The organism is Pseudogemmobacter lacusdianii, from assembly GCF_030848395.1.
Taxonomy (GTDB): domain Bacteria; phylum Pseudomonadota; class Alphaproteobacteria; order Rhodobacterales; family Rhodobacteraceae; genus Pseudogemmobacter; species Pseudogemmobacter lacusdianii.
Window position 1 is genome coordinate 15267 of sequence record NZ_JAVDBT010000004.1, and the last position, 14673, is coordinate 29939.

Consider the following 14673-nt stretch of genomic DNA (forward strand, 5'->3'; position numbering starts at 1 on the left):
AACCTTAAAACCGCAGTCCCCAAAGCTGCGGTTTTTACTTATCGCTTCGCTCTCCTCATTTTCTGTCCAAAAATATCCCGGGGTCCGGGGCAGAGCCCCGGCCGCCAGCCCCGAGCACTCCCCTCCGACAGAAGGCGAAAATTAAGACATTCCCCTTAGGCTTTGCAGAATCAGGGCCGTGATTGATGGGAAATGCCGCGATGTATGGCTTGCTGTTGCGGGCGATCCAATCTTACCTGCGCGAAACCTTCGGCGCCTTGGTTTGGGCGCGGATCTTACGTTTGGCCGATCAGCCGCCCGAAGGGTTTGAGCCGATGTTGCCTTATGACGCACAGGTGCTGCGCCGGCTGATCACCGTCGCAGCGCGGGAGCTGGATCGACCGCTCGACCCGATACTAGAGGATGTAGGCACCTTCATTGTCTCTGCCCCCAGCCATCGCCCGCTGCGGCGTTTGCTGCGTTTCGGCGGTGCCAGTTTCAGTGACTTCCTCCATTCGCTTGAGGAATTACCCGACCGTGCCCGGCTTGCCCTTCCGGGGCTTGAGCTGCCGCAAATCAGCTTGGCGGAATGCGTGGCCGGACAGTTCCGGCTTGAGGTGGCAACGCCGTTGCCGGCGCTTTTGCCCATCGCCCTCGGCGCCTTAAGAGCGATGGCAGATGACTACGGGGCCTTGGTGGTGATTGATATTGAAGCGCGCCCATCCGGCCGCGGCAAAGCCGCCCTCCGGGTGCAACTTTTGGAAGCGGCGCATAGCAGCGGCCAGCATTTTGCTCTTTCCCAGCAAGAGGCGGCCAATGGTGGTTAAAAGAAGAGAACGTCGGCGTTCAAGCAGCCCTTATCCCGACCCGCGAACCGCATGGTTAGATGCTTGGAGGGATGAGGAAGTGCCGAATGGCAGCGCGCATCCCGTGGCCGCTAAGGTAAATCGCCAGCCGCAGGCTACACCCGTGGCGCTTGCGCCTTTGCCCCATAGCGCGCCCGACCTTGCTTCGGCACTCTATACTTCGTCGCTGGCGGGGGCCTTGAGCGTGCTCAACCGTTTGGCCCCAATGCATTTGGTGTTGGACGCGGAGGGGAGGGTGATCGCCCATGGTCCAACAATCGCGCGGCTTATAGGGGGGGGCTCAATCATAGGACAGCCGTTCTTAAGCCTTTTTGACTTTCGCGGCTCTGCCCGGATCGGTGGAGTTCAGGATTTTCCTGCGGTCGCTGGCCAGAAACTTCGGCTGATCGCGCACAGGGATCCGCAAGCCTTCCGGCTGCGCGGTGTGCTTTTGCCCGTCTCTGCATCGACAGTGGCGGTGCCGGGTGGCGCCACTCGGCCACCTCTCGCCGTTGGACACTGGATCGTTAACCTCTCCTTTGGCTTCGATCTGCTGCGCGCCGTTTCAAGCTTGCATCTGACGGATGCAGATTTCGCGCCGACTGATCTGGCGATGGAACTCCTCTATCTTGCCGAGGCGAATGAGGCGGTTACGGGAGAGTTGCGGGCCCTTGCCCAAAGGTTGGATCGCGCCCGACGACAGGCCCGTGAAGAGGCTGAAACCGATCCTTTGACCGGCTTACGCAATCGGCGCGCGAACGATGCGGTTCTCGCGCGACTTTGCCGTGAAGGCGAGGCTTTTGCTTTGCTCCACATCGACTTGGATTATTTCAAAGCGGTGAATGACCGGTTTGGTCATGCCGCAGGCGATCACGTCTTGGCGCAGGTGGCGCAGGTCATGCGCGCGGCCTGTCGGGCGGGGGATTCACTCGCTCGGGTGGGCGGGGATGAGTTTGTGCTTGTGCAACCGGGGGGCACAATTGGCCCAAACGTTGAAGCGTTGGCCCAGCGTCTCATCGCGCGGCTGTCGCGCCCCATTCATTGGCAGGGGGAGGTCTGCCAGATCTCGGCCAGCATTGGATTTGTTTTGGTGGGGCAGGGCGCCAAGGCGGAGCCGATCCGGGTCTTGGCCGAGGCCGATCACGCGCTTTATGCCGCCAAAAAAGCTGGCCGGGGCAGGGTGCAGGAGGCAAGGATGCCCCCGCATGCTGCATAGGGGCAGGATGCAAGTTATTGAAAAGGCGGCCCGAGGGCCGCCTTATGAAGGATCTCGTCTTATGCTTTTCCGTCGAGATAGGCCGCAAGACTAGCCGGTGTGCCTTCGGTCCATACCCGCGTCAGCCAACGGCCGAATGCGCTGGCGAAACGGTCGCTTTGCGCCACATCGCCATAGATGCTCGCCAGCCCGTTCAGCCAAAGCTGCGGATCGGCCTTGGCAGCCATTGCCAAGGGTTGCAGCTGATCCCAATTCGGATCGTTGGGCGGAATGACGGTGCCGTCATCCTCGGTCCCCGCGCAGTAGCGGCACCAAAGTGCTGAAACCAAAGCCAGACCTTCGATCGGGCCACCTGCCGCCAAAGCATCACGCACCGAAGGCACAATGAACTTTGGTTGGCGGTTCGAGCCGTCAAGGCAAAGGCGCCGCTCGGTATCTGCCACCTCGGGGTTCGAGAAGCGCTGCACGATCAACTGATGGTAATCGGCAATCACCGTATCGGGGACCGGCGGGACGTAAGGGATGATCTCTTCCGTCTCGACCTTGTTCAAGAAGCCCAAGATCAGCGGATGCGCCATCGCCTCATGCACAAACTCGATGCCCATCAGACCGCCCGGATAGGCGATCGTGGCATGGCCGCCGTTCAGGATGCGGATCTTCATCATCTCGAAGGCATGCACTTCGGGTGTGAAGGTGACGCCGACTTTCTCAAGCGGCGGGCGGCCTTGCGGGAAGTTGTCCTCAACGACCCATTGACGGAAAGGCTCGCAAGTCACCGGCACCGGATCGCTTCCAAGGCCGAATTCCGCCGCCAAGGCACGCTCACGCGGGCCGGTGGCGGGGGTGATGCGGTCCACCATGCCGTTCGGGAAGGCGACATTGGCCTTGATCCAGTCGGCAAGTGCAGGATCAGAAAGGCGCGCCAGACCGACGACCGCCGCTTCGGTCACATGGCCGTTGCCGGGAAGATTGTCGCAAGACATCACCGTGAAGGGCGGGATGCCAGCGTCGCGGCGGGCCTTCAACGCGGCAATGATCGCGCCAAAAGCAGTGCGATGCGGGTTGGCGGCATCGGCGACAATCGCCGGATCAGCCGGGTCAAACTGCCCGGTCGAGGCATTGATGAAATAGCCGCCCTCGGTCACGGTGAGCGAGACGATGCGGATCTCGGGGCGCGACATCGCCGCGATCAGCGCGGCGTTGTTTTCTTCGACCGGCAGGAAGTCGATCATCGCGCCGACGCGGCGGGCTTTCTTGCCCGAAGGGTCGAGCTCGATCACCGTGGAAAGGCAATCTTGGCCCTTCAAAGCCTCGCGCATCGCGGCGTCGGGTGCGCGCACGCCCGCGCCGATGATCGCCCAATCATGGCCGAGACCCATGTTAAAAAGGTCGTCGAGATAGACCGCCATATGGGCGCGGTGGAAGTTGCCAAGCCCGATATGGACGATGCCGGGCGTCAGGGCTTTGCGGTCGTAAAGGGGAAGTGCGACACTCATCATCAAGCCATCCAATTGCCGCCGTCGACGCCAAAGCATTGCGCGACGACGTATTTTGCTTCGTCCGTGGCAAGGAAGATCGCCATGCCGGTCAGATCCTCGGCAACGCCCATGCGACCGAAAGGCACCGAGGCACCCACTTCGCGCTTCTTCTGACCCAAGGGTTTGCCCTCGAGTTTGGCGAAATAGGCGTCCACCCCGTCCCAATGGTCGCCGTCCACGACGCCGGGGGCGATGGCGTTGACGTTGATGCCGTGCTTGATCAGGTTCAGCCCAGCCGATTGCGTCAGGCTGATGACGGCGGCTTTGGTCGCGCAATAGGTGGCGACAAAAGCTTCACCCCGACGACCGGCTTGGCTGGCCATATTGATGATGGTGCCGGTGCCGCGCGGGATCATGTGCCGGGCGGCGGCCTGCATGCAGAAAAGCGTGCCCGAGACGTTGACGGCGAAGAGCTTGTCGTAATCGGCGCGGGTGATGTCGACGATCTCGGCTGCGGTAAAGAGGGCAGCGTTGTTGATGAGGATGTCCAGCTTGCCCATCTTTTCAACAGCTTGCGCGAAAGCGGCATCGATGCTGTCTTGCCGGGTCACATCCAGCTCAATCGCAAAAGCCTGCGGGCCGATGCTTGCGGCGGCAGCCTGAGCGGCCGCGAGGTTGATATCGGCGATCGCGACCTGAGCACCTTCAGCCACATAGGCGCGGGCGTAAGCCAGACCGATGCCGCGCGCAGCACCGGTGATCAGGGCAGTTTTACCTTGCAGTCTCAGACCATTACGCGTCACAGAGCCAGTCCTTCTTTGTCGAAACGGTGAATTTTCCCGGCGGGCGCCAGCTTGATCCGGTCGCCGTGGTGAATGTCCAATTCGCCGGTGCCGCGGACGTTGATCACGCCGATCCCATCCACATTCACTTTGATGAAACTGTCCGAGCCGAGGTGCTCGGAAAGGCCGACGGTGCCTTCCCACGGGCCATCGCCAACGGTGATATGCTCGGGGCGGACGCCGATCGTATGGGCGTTGTGCTTGGCAGCCTCGGCGCCGTCGATGAAGTTCATCTTCGGGCTGCCGATGAAGCCGGCAACGAAGGTGTTCTTGGGGTTGCGGTAGAGCTCAAGCGGGCTGCCGACCTGTTCGATATTGCCCGCATTCAGCACCACGATCTTATCGGCCATGGTCATCGCCTCGACCTGATCATGGGTCACATAGATCATCGTGGTCTTAAGCGACTGGTGCAGCTCGGAAATCTCTTGCCGCATCCCAACGCGCAAAGCAGCGTCAAGGTTCGACAAGGGCTCATCGAAGAGGAAAGCCTGCGGTTCGCGCACAATCGCGCGGCCAATGGCCACCCGCTGACGCTGGCCGCCGGAAAGCTGACCAGGGCGACGGTCGAGGTAGGAGGCGAGGTTCAGCACCGAAGCGGCACGTTCCACGCGGCGGTCCTGCTCGGCCTTGTCCATCCCGGCCATTTTCAGCGGGAAGGCGATGTTCTTGCGCACCGTCATATGCGGATACAAAGCGTAGGATTGGAACACCATCGCCAGACCGCGCTTGGCGGGGGGCAGGTGGGTCGCATCCTTGCCATCGATCTCGATCGTGCCCGAAGTGGTGTCTTCAAGCCCGGCAATCAGCCGCAGCAAGGTGGATTTGCCGCAACCCGAGGGGCCGACGAAGACAACGAACTCGCCGTCTTCGATATCGAGATCAAGGCCCGGGATGACATGCACATCGCCAAAGCTTTTGCGAACATTGCGGAGTTGGATCTTGCCCATTTCTACCTCACTTCACCGCGCCAAAGGTCAGGCCGCGGACGAGTTGTTTTTGGCTGAACCAGCCCAGAATAAGGATCGGCAGGATGGCCATGGTCGAGGCCGCCGAGAGTTTTGCGTAGAAAAGCCCCTGCGGCGCCGAGAAGCTGGCGATGAAGGCCGAGAGCGGGGCTGCTTTGGTGGTGGTGAGCGTGATGGTCCAGAAAGCCTCGTTCCAGGCGAGGATCACGTTCAACAGCATGGTCGAGGCGATGCCGGGGATCGCCATCGGCGTCAGAACATAGACGATCTCATTCCAAAGCCCGGCGCCATCCATGCGGGCGGCCTCAAGGATCTCGGCCGGGATCTCTTTGAAATAAGTGTAAAGCATCCAGATGATGATCGGCAGGTTCATCAGCATCAGCGCCAGAACAAGGCCGATGCGGGTGTCGAAAAGCCCCAGCGCTTGGAAGGCCAGCACCAGCGGGATCATCACGGCAACGGCCGGCATCATCTTGGTCGAGAGCATCCACATCAAGAGATCCTTGGTGCGTTTGCCGGGCACGAATGCCATCGCCCAAGCCGAGGGAATGGCGATGGCCAGACCCAGAAGGGTCGAGCCGACCGCGATGATCACCGAGTTCATGAAGAAGCGCGGGTAATCCGAGCGCGCCCAGACATCGGCGTAGTTCTCGGTGGTCCAAGAGGCGGTGAAGAGCTGCGGCGGCATTGCCACCGCCGAAGCCTCGGTCTTGAAGCTGGTAATCACCATCCACAGGACCGGGAAGAAGATCACGATGGCCACGATCCAAGCGGCGATCGTGGTCAACCATTTGCGTTGCGGAGAGATTGCGCGGGCCATGGGGTTTCCTTTCGGCTCAGGCGTCAAGGTTGCGGCCGAGGCCACGCATCAAGAAGTAAGCCACGATATTGGCCAAGATGACGGCAATGATGCCCCCCGCCGCAGCGCGGCCGATGTCTTTGGCAATGATCGCTTGCTTGTAGATCATATAGGGCAGGGTGGTCGAAGCCGAGCCGGGGCCACCTTGGGTGGTGGTGTAGATCTCGCCGAAGATGCCCAGAAGGAAGATCGTCTCGATCAAGATCACCACGGTGATGGCGCGGGTGAGATGCGGCAGAATGATGTAGCGGAAGCGCGCGAAGGAGGAGGCGCCATCCATCTCGGCCGCTTCCAGTTGTTCCGAGGACAGCGACTGCATCGCGGTCAAAAGGATCAGCGTGGCGAAGGGCAGCCATTCCCAAGCGGTGATGCCGATGACAGACGACATCGGATATTGTTCAAGGAAGAGAATGGGTTGCATGCCAAGCCCTTGGGCAAGGGCGGCGAAAAGCCCATTCTGCGGATGCATGAACAGGTTTTCCCAGATCGAGGCTGCCACGGGGGGCATCACGAAGAAAGGCGCGATGACCAGAATGCGCAAAGCGCCTTGGCCCTTCACGGGCTGGTCGATCAGCAAGGCGATCAGCGTGCCCAGCACGACGGTGATGAGGAGGACACCGCCGACCAAAGCCAGAGTATTGCCCATCGCCAGCCAGAACTCAGGCGCGTTGAGGAACCATTTGTAATGGTTGATGCCGACCCAGCCGCTGCGATCCGGCGTTAAAAGCCGGTAGAAGCGGAACGAGAAATAGAGCGTCATCGCCAGCGGCACAGCCATCCAGACGAAAAGCACCAAGACCGAGGGGGCCACCATCAGCCGCGAGGCAAGGCGGGTGGAATGTGTGGACATCGGGTGATCTCCGGATGGGGCAGGAAAGGGGGCCTGCGGCATCAGCCTGCGGGCGGAACAAAATGGCCTTGGGCGAGGGCGCCCAAGGCGGAAAAAGGGGCCGACCCGCAGGCCGGCCCTATCGTGCTTACTGGATGTAGCCCGCTGCGCTCATCTCGTCGCTGACCAGAGCTTGTGCTTCAGCCAAAGCCTCATCCGAGGTTTTCTGACCTGCCAAAGCGGCCGAGAAGATCTCACCAACCGTGGTGCCCATGCCCGAGAACTCGGGGATAGCGACAAACTGGATGCCGACGTAAGGCACTGGTTTCACGGAAGGATTGGTCGGGTCAGCCGAGTTGATGCTGTCGAGCGTCATCTTGGCGAAGGGAACCTTGGCATATTCCTCGTTCATGTAGAGCGAGGTGCGGGTGCCCGGGGGAACGTTGGCCCAGCCTTCATTCTCGGCCACGAGGGCGAGATAGTCTTTGTTGGTTGCCCAATCGATGAAGGTCTTGGCAGCTTCTTGCTTTTGGCTCGATGCCGGGATCGCCAGCGTCCAAGCCCAGAGCCAGTTGCCGCGCTTGCCCAGACCATTGTCGGGGGCGAGAGCGAAGCCAACATGCTCGGCCACCGTCGAATCTTTGCCGGTCACGAAGGAAGCCGCCACGGTGGCGTCGATCCACATGCCGCATTTGCCTTGGTTGAAGAGCGTCAGGTTCTCGTTGAACCCGTTGTTCGACGCGCCGGGCGGGCCGTAGTTGGTCATCAGGTTGAGGTAGAAGTCGAGCGTCGACTTCCACTCGGGCTGGTCGAATTGTGCGACCCAGTTTTCGTCAAACCAGCGCGCGCCGAAAGAGTTCGACATGGCGGTCAGGAAGGCCATGTTCTCGCCCCAGCCGGCCTTGCCACGCAGACAGACGCCATAAACGCCGGTGTCTTTGTTGGTCATCGCGGCAGCGAATTTCTCGATGTCGGTCCAGGTCGGCGCATCGGGCATGGTCAGGCCAGCGGCCTCCATGAGATCCTTGCGATACATGACCATCGAGCTTTCGCCGTAGAAGGGCGCTGCATAAAGCTGGCCGTCCACGGTCAGACCGCCGCGAATTGCTGGCAGGATGTCCTCGACGTCATAGGACGCGGGCAGGTCATTCAGGCTGACGAGCCAGTTTTGTTTGGCCCAGATCGGAACCTCATAGGTGCCGATGGTCATCACGTCATATTGGCCACCGCCGGTGGCAATATCGGTGGTGACGTTCTGGCGCAGAACGTTCTCTTCCAAGGTCACCCACTCGACTTTGATGTCGGGGTGCTTGGTGTTGAAGTCGTCCATCAGACCCTGCATGCGGATCATGTCGCCGTTGTTAACGGTGGCAACGGTGATGGTGGTCTCGGCCAGGGCCGCGCTGCCAATGGCAGCAATGGCCGTCGCGCCGAGAAGCGCGCGAAGCGAAAGCGTCATGAGTAATCCTCCCTCAGACCTTGAAGCGTATGAGCAAATCATCGCTCTGTGAGTAAATGCTCACACCTGAGGGCGAATCGTCAAGCCCCCAGTTACGCTGCAGGTGCAGCGCTCAGAGCCTTGCGAGCAGGGCCGCGGCGGTTGGCTCGTCTGTCACGAGGCCGTTGATAATTTTAGATTTCATTGCCGCAAGCAGCGGCTTCACTTTGGATGCACCCGCAGCAATTCCAATGGAGGGCCGGGCAAGGCCCTGCATGATTCGCACCCCTCCGGTGCGATGATTGGTGCCCACATCGAGGTAACAGCCGTTCTGGTCAAAGACCCAACCGGCGATTTCACCGCTGGCTCCCGCGGCTTGCATCTCATCAAGCTCGGCGCGGGTGACGAAGCCATCCTGCAGCAGCGGAGCATCGTCAGACATCTGACCAACGCCCACAAAGATAACATCGGCGTTGCGCGCGAGATTGGCGACGCGCGCAACAGGGGGCAGAGCGTGGAAAGCGGCGTTCTCGGCGGCAGTCGGGCTGATCACCGGCACTGGCATCGGGTAATGTGGCGCATGAACCTTATCGGCAAGTCGCATCACCACATCAAAAAAGCTGGCCGAGCCATCGGGGGCGATATTTCCGATCAAGCTAACCAGCCGGTGCTGCGGCGCGGACAAATAGCCCATCGCATCGACCATGCCGCGCAGCGCCCTCCCGGTCCCAAGACCGATGGTCAGCGGCTCTTGCATCTTCAGAAAGCGCTCAAGCTCAGCCGCGGCGGCGGGGGCGATTGCGGGTACCGGATCTGCACCGGCCCCCAAAGATGGCATCACCCGGGCCCTTTGCAGCGCAAAGCGCTCGATCAACTCGGCCTCCAGATCCATGCAAGCGCCAATGCGGTGGTGCAGGCGCACATGGATCAGCCCCTCGGCCATCGCGCGCGAGACCAGACGCTGAGCTCTTTGTCGTGAGATGCCCAACTCATTCGCGATCTGATCTTGGGTCATCCCGCCAACATAAGACAGCCACCCCGCGCGGGCGGCCTCATCTTGCGGGCTGGCATCGCTGTCGCGGCTCATGGGCGTCTCCGAAGGGCAGGCGAAATTTGAAAAAACTGTTCGAAAGTTGCAAATCTCAACTGCGGCCGGGCCTGTGGAGGCTCGGGCGGAACCTCTTGCATATGACTGCCGCCGGTAAAACGCCAGACCTCCATACCTGCATTCAAACCCGCCTCAACGCCGGTCAGGCTGTCCTCGATGACCAAACATTGTGCGGGGGCGGCCCCCCTTCGCGCCGCCGCATGGAGGAAAAGGTCCGGGGCCGGTTTGCCACGCGACACTTCGCTTGCGGTGAACAAGCGATCCTCAATCAAGGGCCACAGGCCCACAAGTTTCAATGACATCTCGGCACGGGGACGTGAGGAGGAGGTGGCCACGCACCAATCTTGTTCAAGCCTTTCAAGCACGTCGCGGACATGTGGGATAACCTGCAAGCCATCACGGAAGCCCTCAAAAAGCGCCTCGCGGTAGTCGTCCTCAAAGCGTGCTGGCAGGTCGAGACCAAAGTCCTTGCGGATGGTCTGCATCACCACCGGATAACTGCGGCCCAAGAAATGGCGCGCCACATAGGCCAAATCGATGCTAACACCCCGTTCCGCCAAAGCTGCAATCAGCATCCGGGCCGAGATGATCTCAGAATCGATCAACACGCCGTCACAATCAAAGATGATCAACGAAAAAGGTGAGACTTGCATAGCGGCAGGCTTGGCGATGCGAGAGCCTTCGGTCAAGGGGCAGCGATGTAAAAGCGGAGCCTGCAAAGGCTCCGCGACAAAGTTTTCAACGAGATTGCGCGCCGCTCAGCCGTCGATCTTCTTGCCCATCAAAGCGATGGCTTGTTGATAGACCGTTGCAGCGTTCCATTGTTTGATAACCGCAAAATTCGGCTCACCCTCTTGATAGCCCAAACCGGGCTGCCAGCCCTTTTGCCGCAAGAAGTTAGCGGTCGAGGCCATAGCGTCACTCAGGTTCGAAAAGTCCACTTTCCCATCGCCATTGCCGTCAACGCCATAGGTCAGCGCATTGCCGGGCAGGAATTGCGTATGGCCAAGCTCTCCATGTTTGGCACCAACAGTTTTTGTCGAAATCGAACCTTGATCGACCAGGATCAGCGCGCCGATCAGATGAGGCTTGAAGAAATCGGACCTGCGGCAATCGTAGGTCAAAGTGGCAATCGCCGAGATGACATTGGTGTCGCCCATGAAGCCGCCAAAGCCGGTTTCCATGCCATGAATGGCCAACAAAACCCCGGCTGGCACACCATATTGCGCCTCAAGACTGTCGTAGAAGTCTTTGTTTTTCTTCAACCGCGAGCGCCCTTGCGCCACGATCGTATCGGCGCCGCGCACGCTGAGGAACTTCTCCAAACTGTATTTGAAGCTCTTTTGGTTGCGGTCTGCTGCGATTGTGGCTTTCGAGTAAGACGATGCCATCAACGCCGCGATGCCCTTTTGGCCGACGCCCGCCGCGCGTGCTTCTTCCGCCATTTGGGGTTTCCAGCTTTCATATTTTCCGCCGGTGTCCGAGCAGGGGGCTGCAAGGGCGGGCAGGGACAGAGAAGCAACGACACTGGCGAGAAAAATTTTGCGCAGCACTGGGGCACCTGAATTTTTGAATGACCAACTCTTTCTAAAGAGCAGAATAGGTGGGGGGCAGGCAATTACAAGCGTTTGGGGGAGGCGGCTGACCGGTGTCTGGTGGGGAATTCCGCGTATTTGGCTGAAGGATGGTAAAATCTTCGCGTGTTTTGCGGTTTCCGTATATCATACTGAGATCAGTCAGGGGTGTTGCCATGCCTTCAGACCACAAGTCTCGCCTTCCGAATATTGCCGAGCTCACCCTTGACCCGTCTGGCCCCGGCCAGCCCGGTCACGACGCGACAACCGGGGTGGTTATTGGCATGATCTTGGGCTTTCAGGACGGGGCCGCTTTGGTGGTCTTTCCCGGCAATCCAGAGGCCGAGGCGATACCGGCGCGCAGCCTTGCACGCTTGGGTGCGGATGATCTGGGGGCTGAAGTGGCGATATTGTTCGAAGATGGCAATCCGATGCGTCCATTGATTATCGGAAAGCTGATCGATCCCGCCCCCAGCGAGGTCGCGCCGAAACTCGTGGCGGATGGACAATTGCTGCGACTGACTGCCAAAGAGCGCATCGAATTGCGCGTCGGCCGGGCCTCGATCCTTATGGAGGCGGATGGCCGCATCACCATCCGCGGCACGGATGTGATCAGCCAAGCCTCGCGGTCGAACCGGATTCGTGGTGGCTCAATCAATCTGAACTGATCCAATGCCCGGGGCGGATGCCCCGGGTTCTCGGCCGTGATCCTCTATTCGAAACCATAGGCGAAACCGTCATCTGTGCCAGTCACAGTCACTTTGCTCAGTGGTTGGCCATCCAGTTTGCGGTTCAGAACCTGACGCGAAAGTTCGGGCAAGAGCGTGTTGGTCAAGATGGCATCAATCATCCGCCCCCCTGAATCCAGCTCGGTGCAGCGCGCCTTGATCTGGGCCATGACACCCTCGCCAATCACCAGCTCTGCATCATGGGTTTTCGACAAGCGCTTGGCAATGCTGCGCAATTTATGCGCCGAGATGGCCTCGATCATCGCATCCGACAGTGGGTAATAGGGGATCGAGACGATCCGCCCCAAAAGCGCCGCGGGAAAAGTTTTCAGCATCGGCACTCGCAGGGACGCGGTTAGCTCGTCCAGATCGGCGCCCTTTGTTCCATCCTCGGTCATCGCCATGATCTCTTCCGAGCCAACATTGGTGGTCAGCAGAATGAGGCAGTTCTTAAAGTCGATCCGGCGGCCCTCGCTGTCATCCATCATCCCCTTGTCGAAGACCTGAAAGAAGATCTCATGCACATCGGGATGGGCCTTTTCGACCTCGTCCAACAGCACCACCGAATAGGGGCGGCGGCGCACGGCCTCGGTCAGAATGCCGCCCTTGCCGTATCCCACATAGCCGGGCGGCGCGCCTTTCAGGGTCGAGACGCTGTGCGCCTCTTGGAATTCGGACATATTGATCGCGATCAGGTTTTGTTCGCCGCCATAGAGCGTCTCTGCCAAGGCCAAAGCCGTCTCTGTCTTGCCAACGCCCGAAGGCCCGGCCAGCATGAAAACCCCCACCGGTTTTTCTGGCGCGCCAAGCCCCGCCAAGCTGGTCTGGATGCGCGAGGCGATCATCTCCATCGCGTGGTCCTGACCAACCACCCGCTCGGAAAGGATTTTGGCCAAGGTCAGCGCCTGTTCAGCTTGCGAGGCGAGCATGCGACCGGCGGGGATGCCGGTCCAATCCTGCACGACAGAACCCACGGCGAGCCGATCGACCGAAGGAAGGATCAGCGGGCGTTCACCTTGCAGTTGGGAAAGCTCGGCCTGCTTTTGTTTCAAAAGGTCTAAAGTGGTGGCGCGTTCGGCGGCGGTCATACTCCGATGTGGGGCGTCACCTTCGGCTTGCGGATCGTCAGTCGCAGCCTCTTCATCGACGGGATCATCCACCGCCAACCCATCGGCACGCAATTGGGCGCGCAGTTTCAACACCTCATCCACAAGAGATTTTTCATTGTCCCAGCGCAGATTGGCAGCTGCGAGTTCCGCTTGCGACAGCTCCAGCGCGGCCTGCGTCTCGGCGCCGCGGTCGCCCGTGTCCATGCCCACCTGCGCCTCGCGGCTGATGATTGCGGCTTCCACCTCAAGCGCTTGCAGGCGACGTTCGATATCTTCAATTTCGGCCGGAGTGGCATGCTGCGAGACCGCAACGCGGGCGCAAACGGTGTCGAGCAATGAGATCGCTTTGTCTGGCAGCTGTCGCGCCGGAATGTAGCGATGCGAGAGCCGGACCGCGGATTGGATCGCCTCATCAAGGATTTCAACCTTGTGGTGCTGCTCTAGCACGCCGGCGATGCCGCGCAGCATGCGGATCGCCGCCTCTTCGCCAGGCTCTTCAACCTTCACGACCTGAAAGCGGCGGGTCAGGGCCGGATCCTTCTCGATATGCTCTTTATATTCGGCCCAAGTGGTGGCGGCGATGGTGCGCAGCTCGCCCCGCGCCAGCGCCGGTTTCAAGAGGTTCGCCGCATCGCCAGTGCCCGCAGCCCCCCCCGCGCCGATCAAAGTATGCGCCTCATCGATGAAGAGGATGATCGGCTTGGGGCTGCCTTGCACCTCATCGATCACCGCCTTCAGGCGCTTTTCAAACTCGCCCTTGACCGAGGCACCGGCCTGCATGAGGCCGATGTCTAGCATATGCAAATCAACGGCTTGCAACTGTGGCGGCACATCACCCCGCGCCAGCCTTAGGGCAAATCCTTCGACCACTGCGGTTTTGCCAACCCCCGCTTCACCGGTTAGGATCGGGTTGTTCTGGCGGCGGCGCATTAAGATGTCGATGATCTGCCGGATCTCCATATCTCGGCCGATCACGGGATCAATCTTGCCATCGCGCGCCCTTGCGGTGAGGTTGGTGGCATAAAGCGCAAGCGCCGAGCTGCCTTGCTGTTTAGATCCGGTTTGCTGGGCGCTGGCAGCCGCAACGGGGCTCTCGACCGAGGCCTCCAAGAGTTGCGCCAGCTCAGGCTCAATCGCGGCGGGGTCGATCTTGTCGAACTCAAGGCTGATTTTGCGCAATAGCCCTTCCAAAACAGGGGTCTTCAGCGCCGCGATCAAAAGCCAGCCAGAGCGCACCTGATCGTCTTCGCGCTCCATCTTGCCGAAGGTCCAAGCCTCACGGATGGCGTGGAAAATGTGGTCGGAGAATTCTTCGACGGCTGATGCGCCATGGGGCAGGCGGTCCAAACTGCGCTGAATATCACCCTCAAGCTTCGCACCATCTACGCCGGAGGATTGTAATAGGATTTCAAAATCCGTGCGCTCTGAATTGCTTAACGCTGAAATTAAATGCGCGAGTTCCACATAAGGGTTGCCCCGCGTCTTCGCCATACCAGCGGCCTCGGAGAAGGCCTTAAGGCAAACAGCGTTTAATTTTCCAACCAATTCCTTACGCTTAACGGTTTCTGGCGATCCGCGCTGGGCCATTCGTGAAGTTCCCTAATTTACAGGTGTAACATTTTTAAAAAAATGACGGGAATTGCGCCGTGACTTACTCTAATCTCGCTTCGAATATTTTGCGACAAAATTACGAGAGCTGTCGG

13 protein-coding genes are annotated in these 14673 nt (G+C 60.0%); 3 read left to right on the forward strand and 10 right to left on the reverse strand.

Annotation, left to right across the window (positions count from 1 at the left end):
- Positions 1-185 precede the first annotated feature (185 nt).
- Together Q9295_RS04770 and Q9295_RS04775 are read left to right on the forward strand one after the other, a co-directional pair.
- Complete coding sequence (locus Q9295_RS04770) at positions 186-806, forward strand: heme NO-binding domain-containing protein (protein WP_306679369.1); 621 nt, start codon at positions 186-188, stop codon at positions 804-806.
- Between the two features lie 79 nt (positions 807-885).
- Entirely contained in the window at positions 886-2040 is a 1155-nt protein-coding gene (locus Q9295_RS04775) for a GGDEF domain-containing protein (protein WP_306679370.1), read from the forward strand.
- Between the two features lie 59 nt (positions 2041-2099).
- Here Q9295_RS04775 and Q9295_RS04780 read toward each other — a convergent pair whose 3' ends face one another.
- The 9 genes from Q9295_RS04780 to Q9295_RS04820 all read right to left on the reverse strand — a co-directional run bounded on the left by Q9295_RS04780 (position 2100) and on the right by Q9295_RS04820 (position 11112).
- Positions 2100-3539: a mannitol dehydrogenase family protein gene (locus Q9295_RS04780; protein ID WP_306679371.1), complete on the reverse strand. Its 1440-nt coding sequence runs from the start codon at positions 3537-3539 to the stop codon at positions 2100-2102.
- Positions 3539-4306 carry an L-iditol 2-dehydrogenase gene (locus tag Q9295_RS04785; protein ID WP_306679597.1) on the reverse strand — a complete coding sequence of 256 codons (768 nt, stop codon included), beginning with the start codon at positions 4304-4306 and terminating at the stop codon, positions 3539-3541. The genes Q9295_RS04780 and Q9295_RS04785 overlap by 1 nt, the downstream gene beginning before the upstream one ends.
- An 11-nt stretch (positions 4307-4317) precedes the next feature.
- A complete protein-coding gene (locus Q9295_RS04790; RefSeq protein ID WP_306679372.1) occupies positions 4318-5307 on the reverse strand; it encodes an ABC transporter ATP-binding protein in 990 nt (329 codons plus the stop codon).
- A gap of 7 nt (positions 5308-5314) precedes the next feature.
- Positions 5315-6145 carry a carbohydrate ABC transporter permease gene (locus Q9295_RS04795; protein WP_306679373.1) on the reverse strand — a complete coding sequence of 277 codons (831 nt, stop codon included), beginning with the start codon at positions 6143-6145 and terminating at the stop codon, positions 5315-5317.
- 16 nt (positions 6146-6161) lie between these two features.
- The gene (locus Q9295_RS04800; protein ID WP_306679374.1) at positions 6162-7034 is read right to left on the reverse strand and encodes a carbohydrate ABC transporter permease; all 873 of its coding nucleotides are present in this window, start codon (positions 7032-7034) and stop codon (positions 6162-6164) included.
- A 127-nt stretch (positions 7035-7161) separates the two neighbouring features.
- Positions 7162-8472 (reverse strand): ABC transporter substrate-binding protein, encoded by a 1311-nt coding sequence (locus Q9295_RS04805; RefSeq protein ID WP_306679375.1) that lies wholly within the window; start codon positions 8470-8472, stop codon positions 7162-7164.
- A 112-nt stretch (positions 8473-8584) separates the two neighbouring features.
- On the reverse strand, positions 8585-9538 hold the full coding sequence (locus Q9295_RS04810; protein WP_306679376.1) for a sugar-binding transcriptional regulator: 954 nt from the start codon (positions 9536-9538) through the stop codon (positions 8585-8587).
- A complete protein-coding gene (locus Q9295_RS04815) occupies positions 9535-10212 on the reverse strand; it encodes an HAD family hydrolase (RefSeq protein ID WP_306679377.1) in 678 nt (225 codons plus the stop codon). Before Q9295_RS04815 ends, Q9295_RS04810 begins: the two co-directional genes overlap by 4 nt.
- Positions 10213-10317: 105 nt before the next feature.
- Positions 10318-11112 carry a lytic murein transglycosylase gene (locus tag Q9295_RS04820; protein ID WP_306679378.1) on the reverse strand — a complete coding sequence of 265 codons (795 nt, stop codon included), beginning with the start codon at positions 11110-11112 and terminating at the stop codon, positions 10318-10320.
- A gap of 197 nt (positions 11113-11309) precedes the next feature.
- Between Q9295_RS04820 and Q9295_RS04825 the strand changes: the two genes are divergently transcribed.
- A complete protein-coding gene (locus tag Q9295_RS04825) occupies positions 11310-11801 on the forward strand; it encodes a DUF6484 domain-containing protein (protein WP_306679379.1) in 492 nt (163 codons plus the stop codon).
- 44 nt (positions 11802-11845) lie between these two features.
- Here Q9295_RS04825 and tssH read toward each other — a convergent pair whose 3' ends face one another.
- Entirely contained in the window at positions 11846-14557 is a 2712-nt protein-coding gene (tssH, locus tag Q9295_RS04830; protein WP_306679380.1) for a type VI secretion system ATPase TssH, read from the reverse strand.
- Between the last annotated feature and the right edge of the window lie 116 nt (positions 14558-14673).

Bases quoted from the DNA above. Each gene is read 5' to 3' on its own strand.
- Q9295_RS04770 (WP_306679369.1), top strand. From the start codon at position 186: ATGGGAAATGCCGCGATGTATGGCTTGCTGTTGCGGGCGATCCAATCT.
- Q9295_RS04780 (WP_306679371.1), bottom strand. From the start codon at position 3,539: ATGATGAGTGTCGCACTTCCCCTTTACGACCGCAAAGCCCTGACGCCC.
- Q9295_RS04790 (WP_306679372.1), bottom strand. From the start codon at position 5,307: ATGGGCAAGATCCAACTCCGCAATGTTCGCAAAAGCTTTGGCGATGTG.
- Q9295_RS04795 (WP_306679373.1), bottom strand. From the start codon at position 6,145: ATGGCCCGCGCAATCTCTCCGCAACGCAAATGGTTGACCACGATCGCC.
- Q9295_RS04800 (WP_306679374.1), bottom strand. From the start codon at position 7,034: ATGTCCACACATTCCACCCGCCTTGCCTCGCGGCTGATGGTGGCCCCC.
- Q9295_RS04805 (WP_306679375.1), bottom strand. From the start codon at position 8,472: ATGACGCTTTCGCTTCGCGCGCTTCTCGGCGCGACGGCCATTGCTGCC.
- Q9295_RS04810 (WP_306679376.1), bottom strand. From the start codon at position 9,538: ATGAGCCGCGACAGCGATGCCAGCCCGCAAGATGAGGCCGCCCGCGCG.
- Q9295_RS04815 (WP_306679377.1), bottom strand. From the start codon at position 10,212: ATGCAAGTCTCACCTTTTTCGTTGATCATCTTTGATTGTGACGGCGTG.
- Q9295_RS04825 (WP_306679379.1), top strand. From the start codon at position 11,310: ATGCCTTCAGACCACAAGTCTCGCCTTCCGAATATTGCCGAGCTCACC.
- tssH (WP_306679380.1), bottom strand. From the start codon at position 14,557: ATGGCCCAGCGCGGATCGCCAGAAACCGTTAAGCGTAAGGAATTGGTT.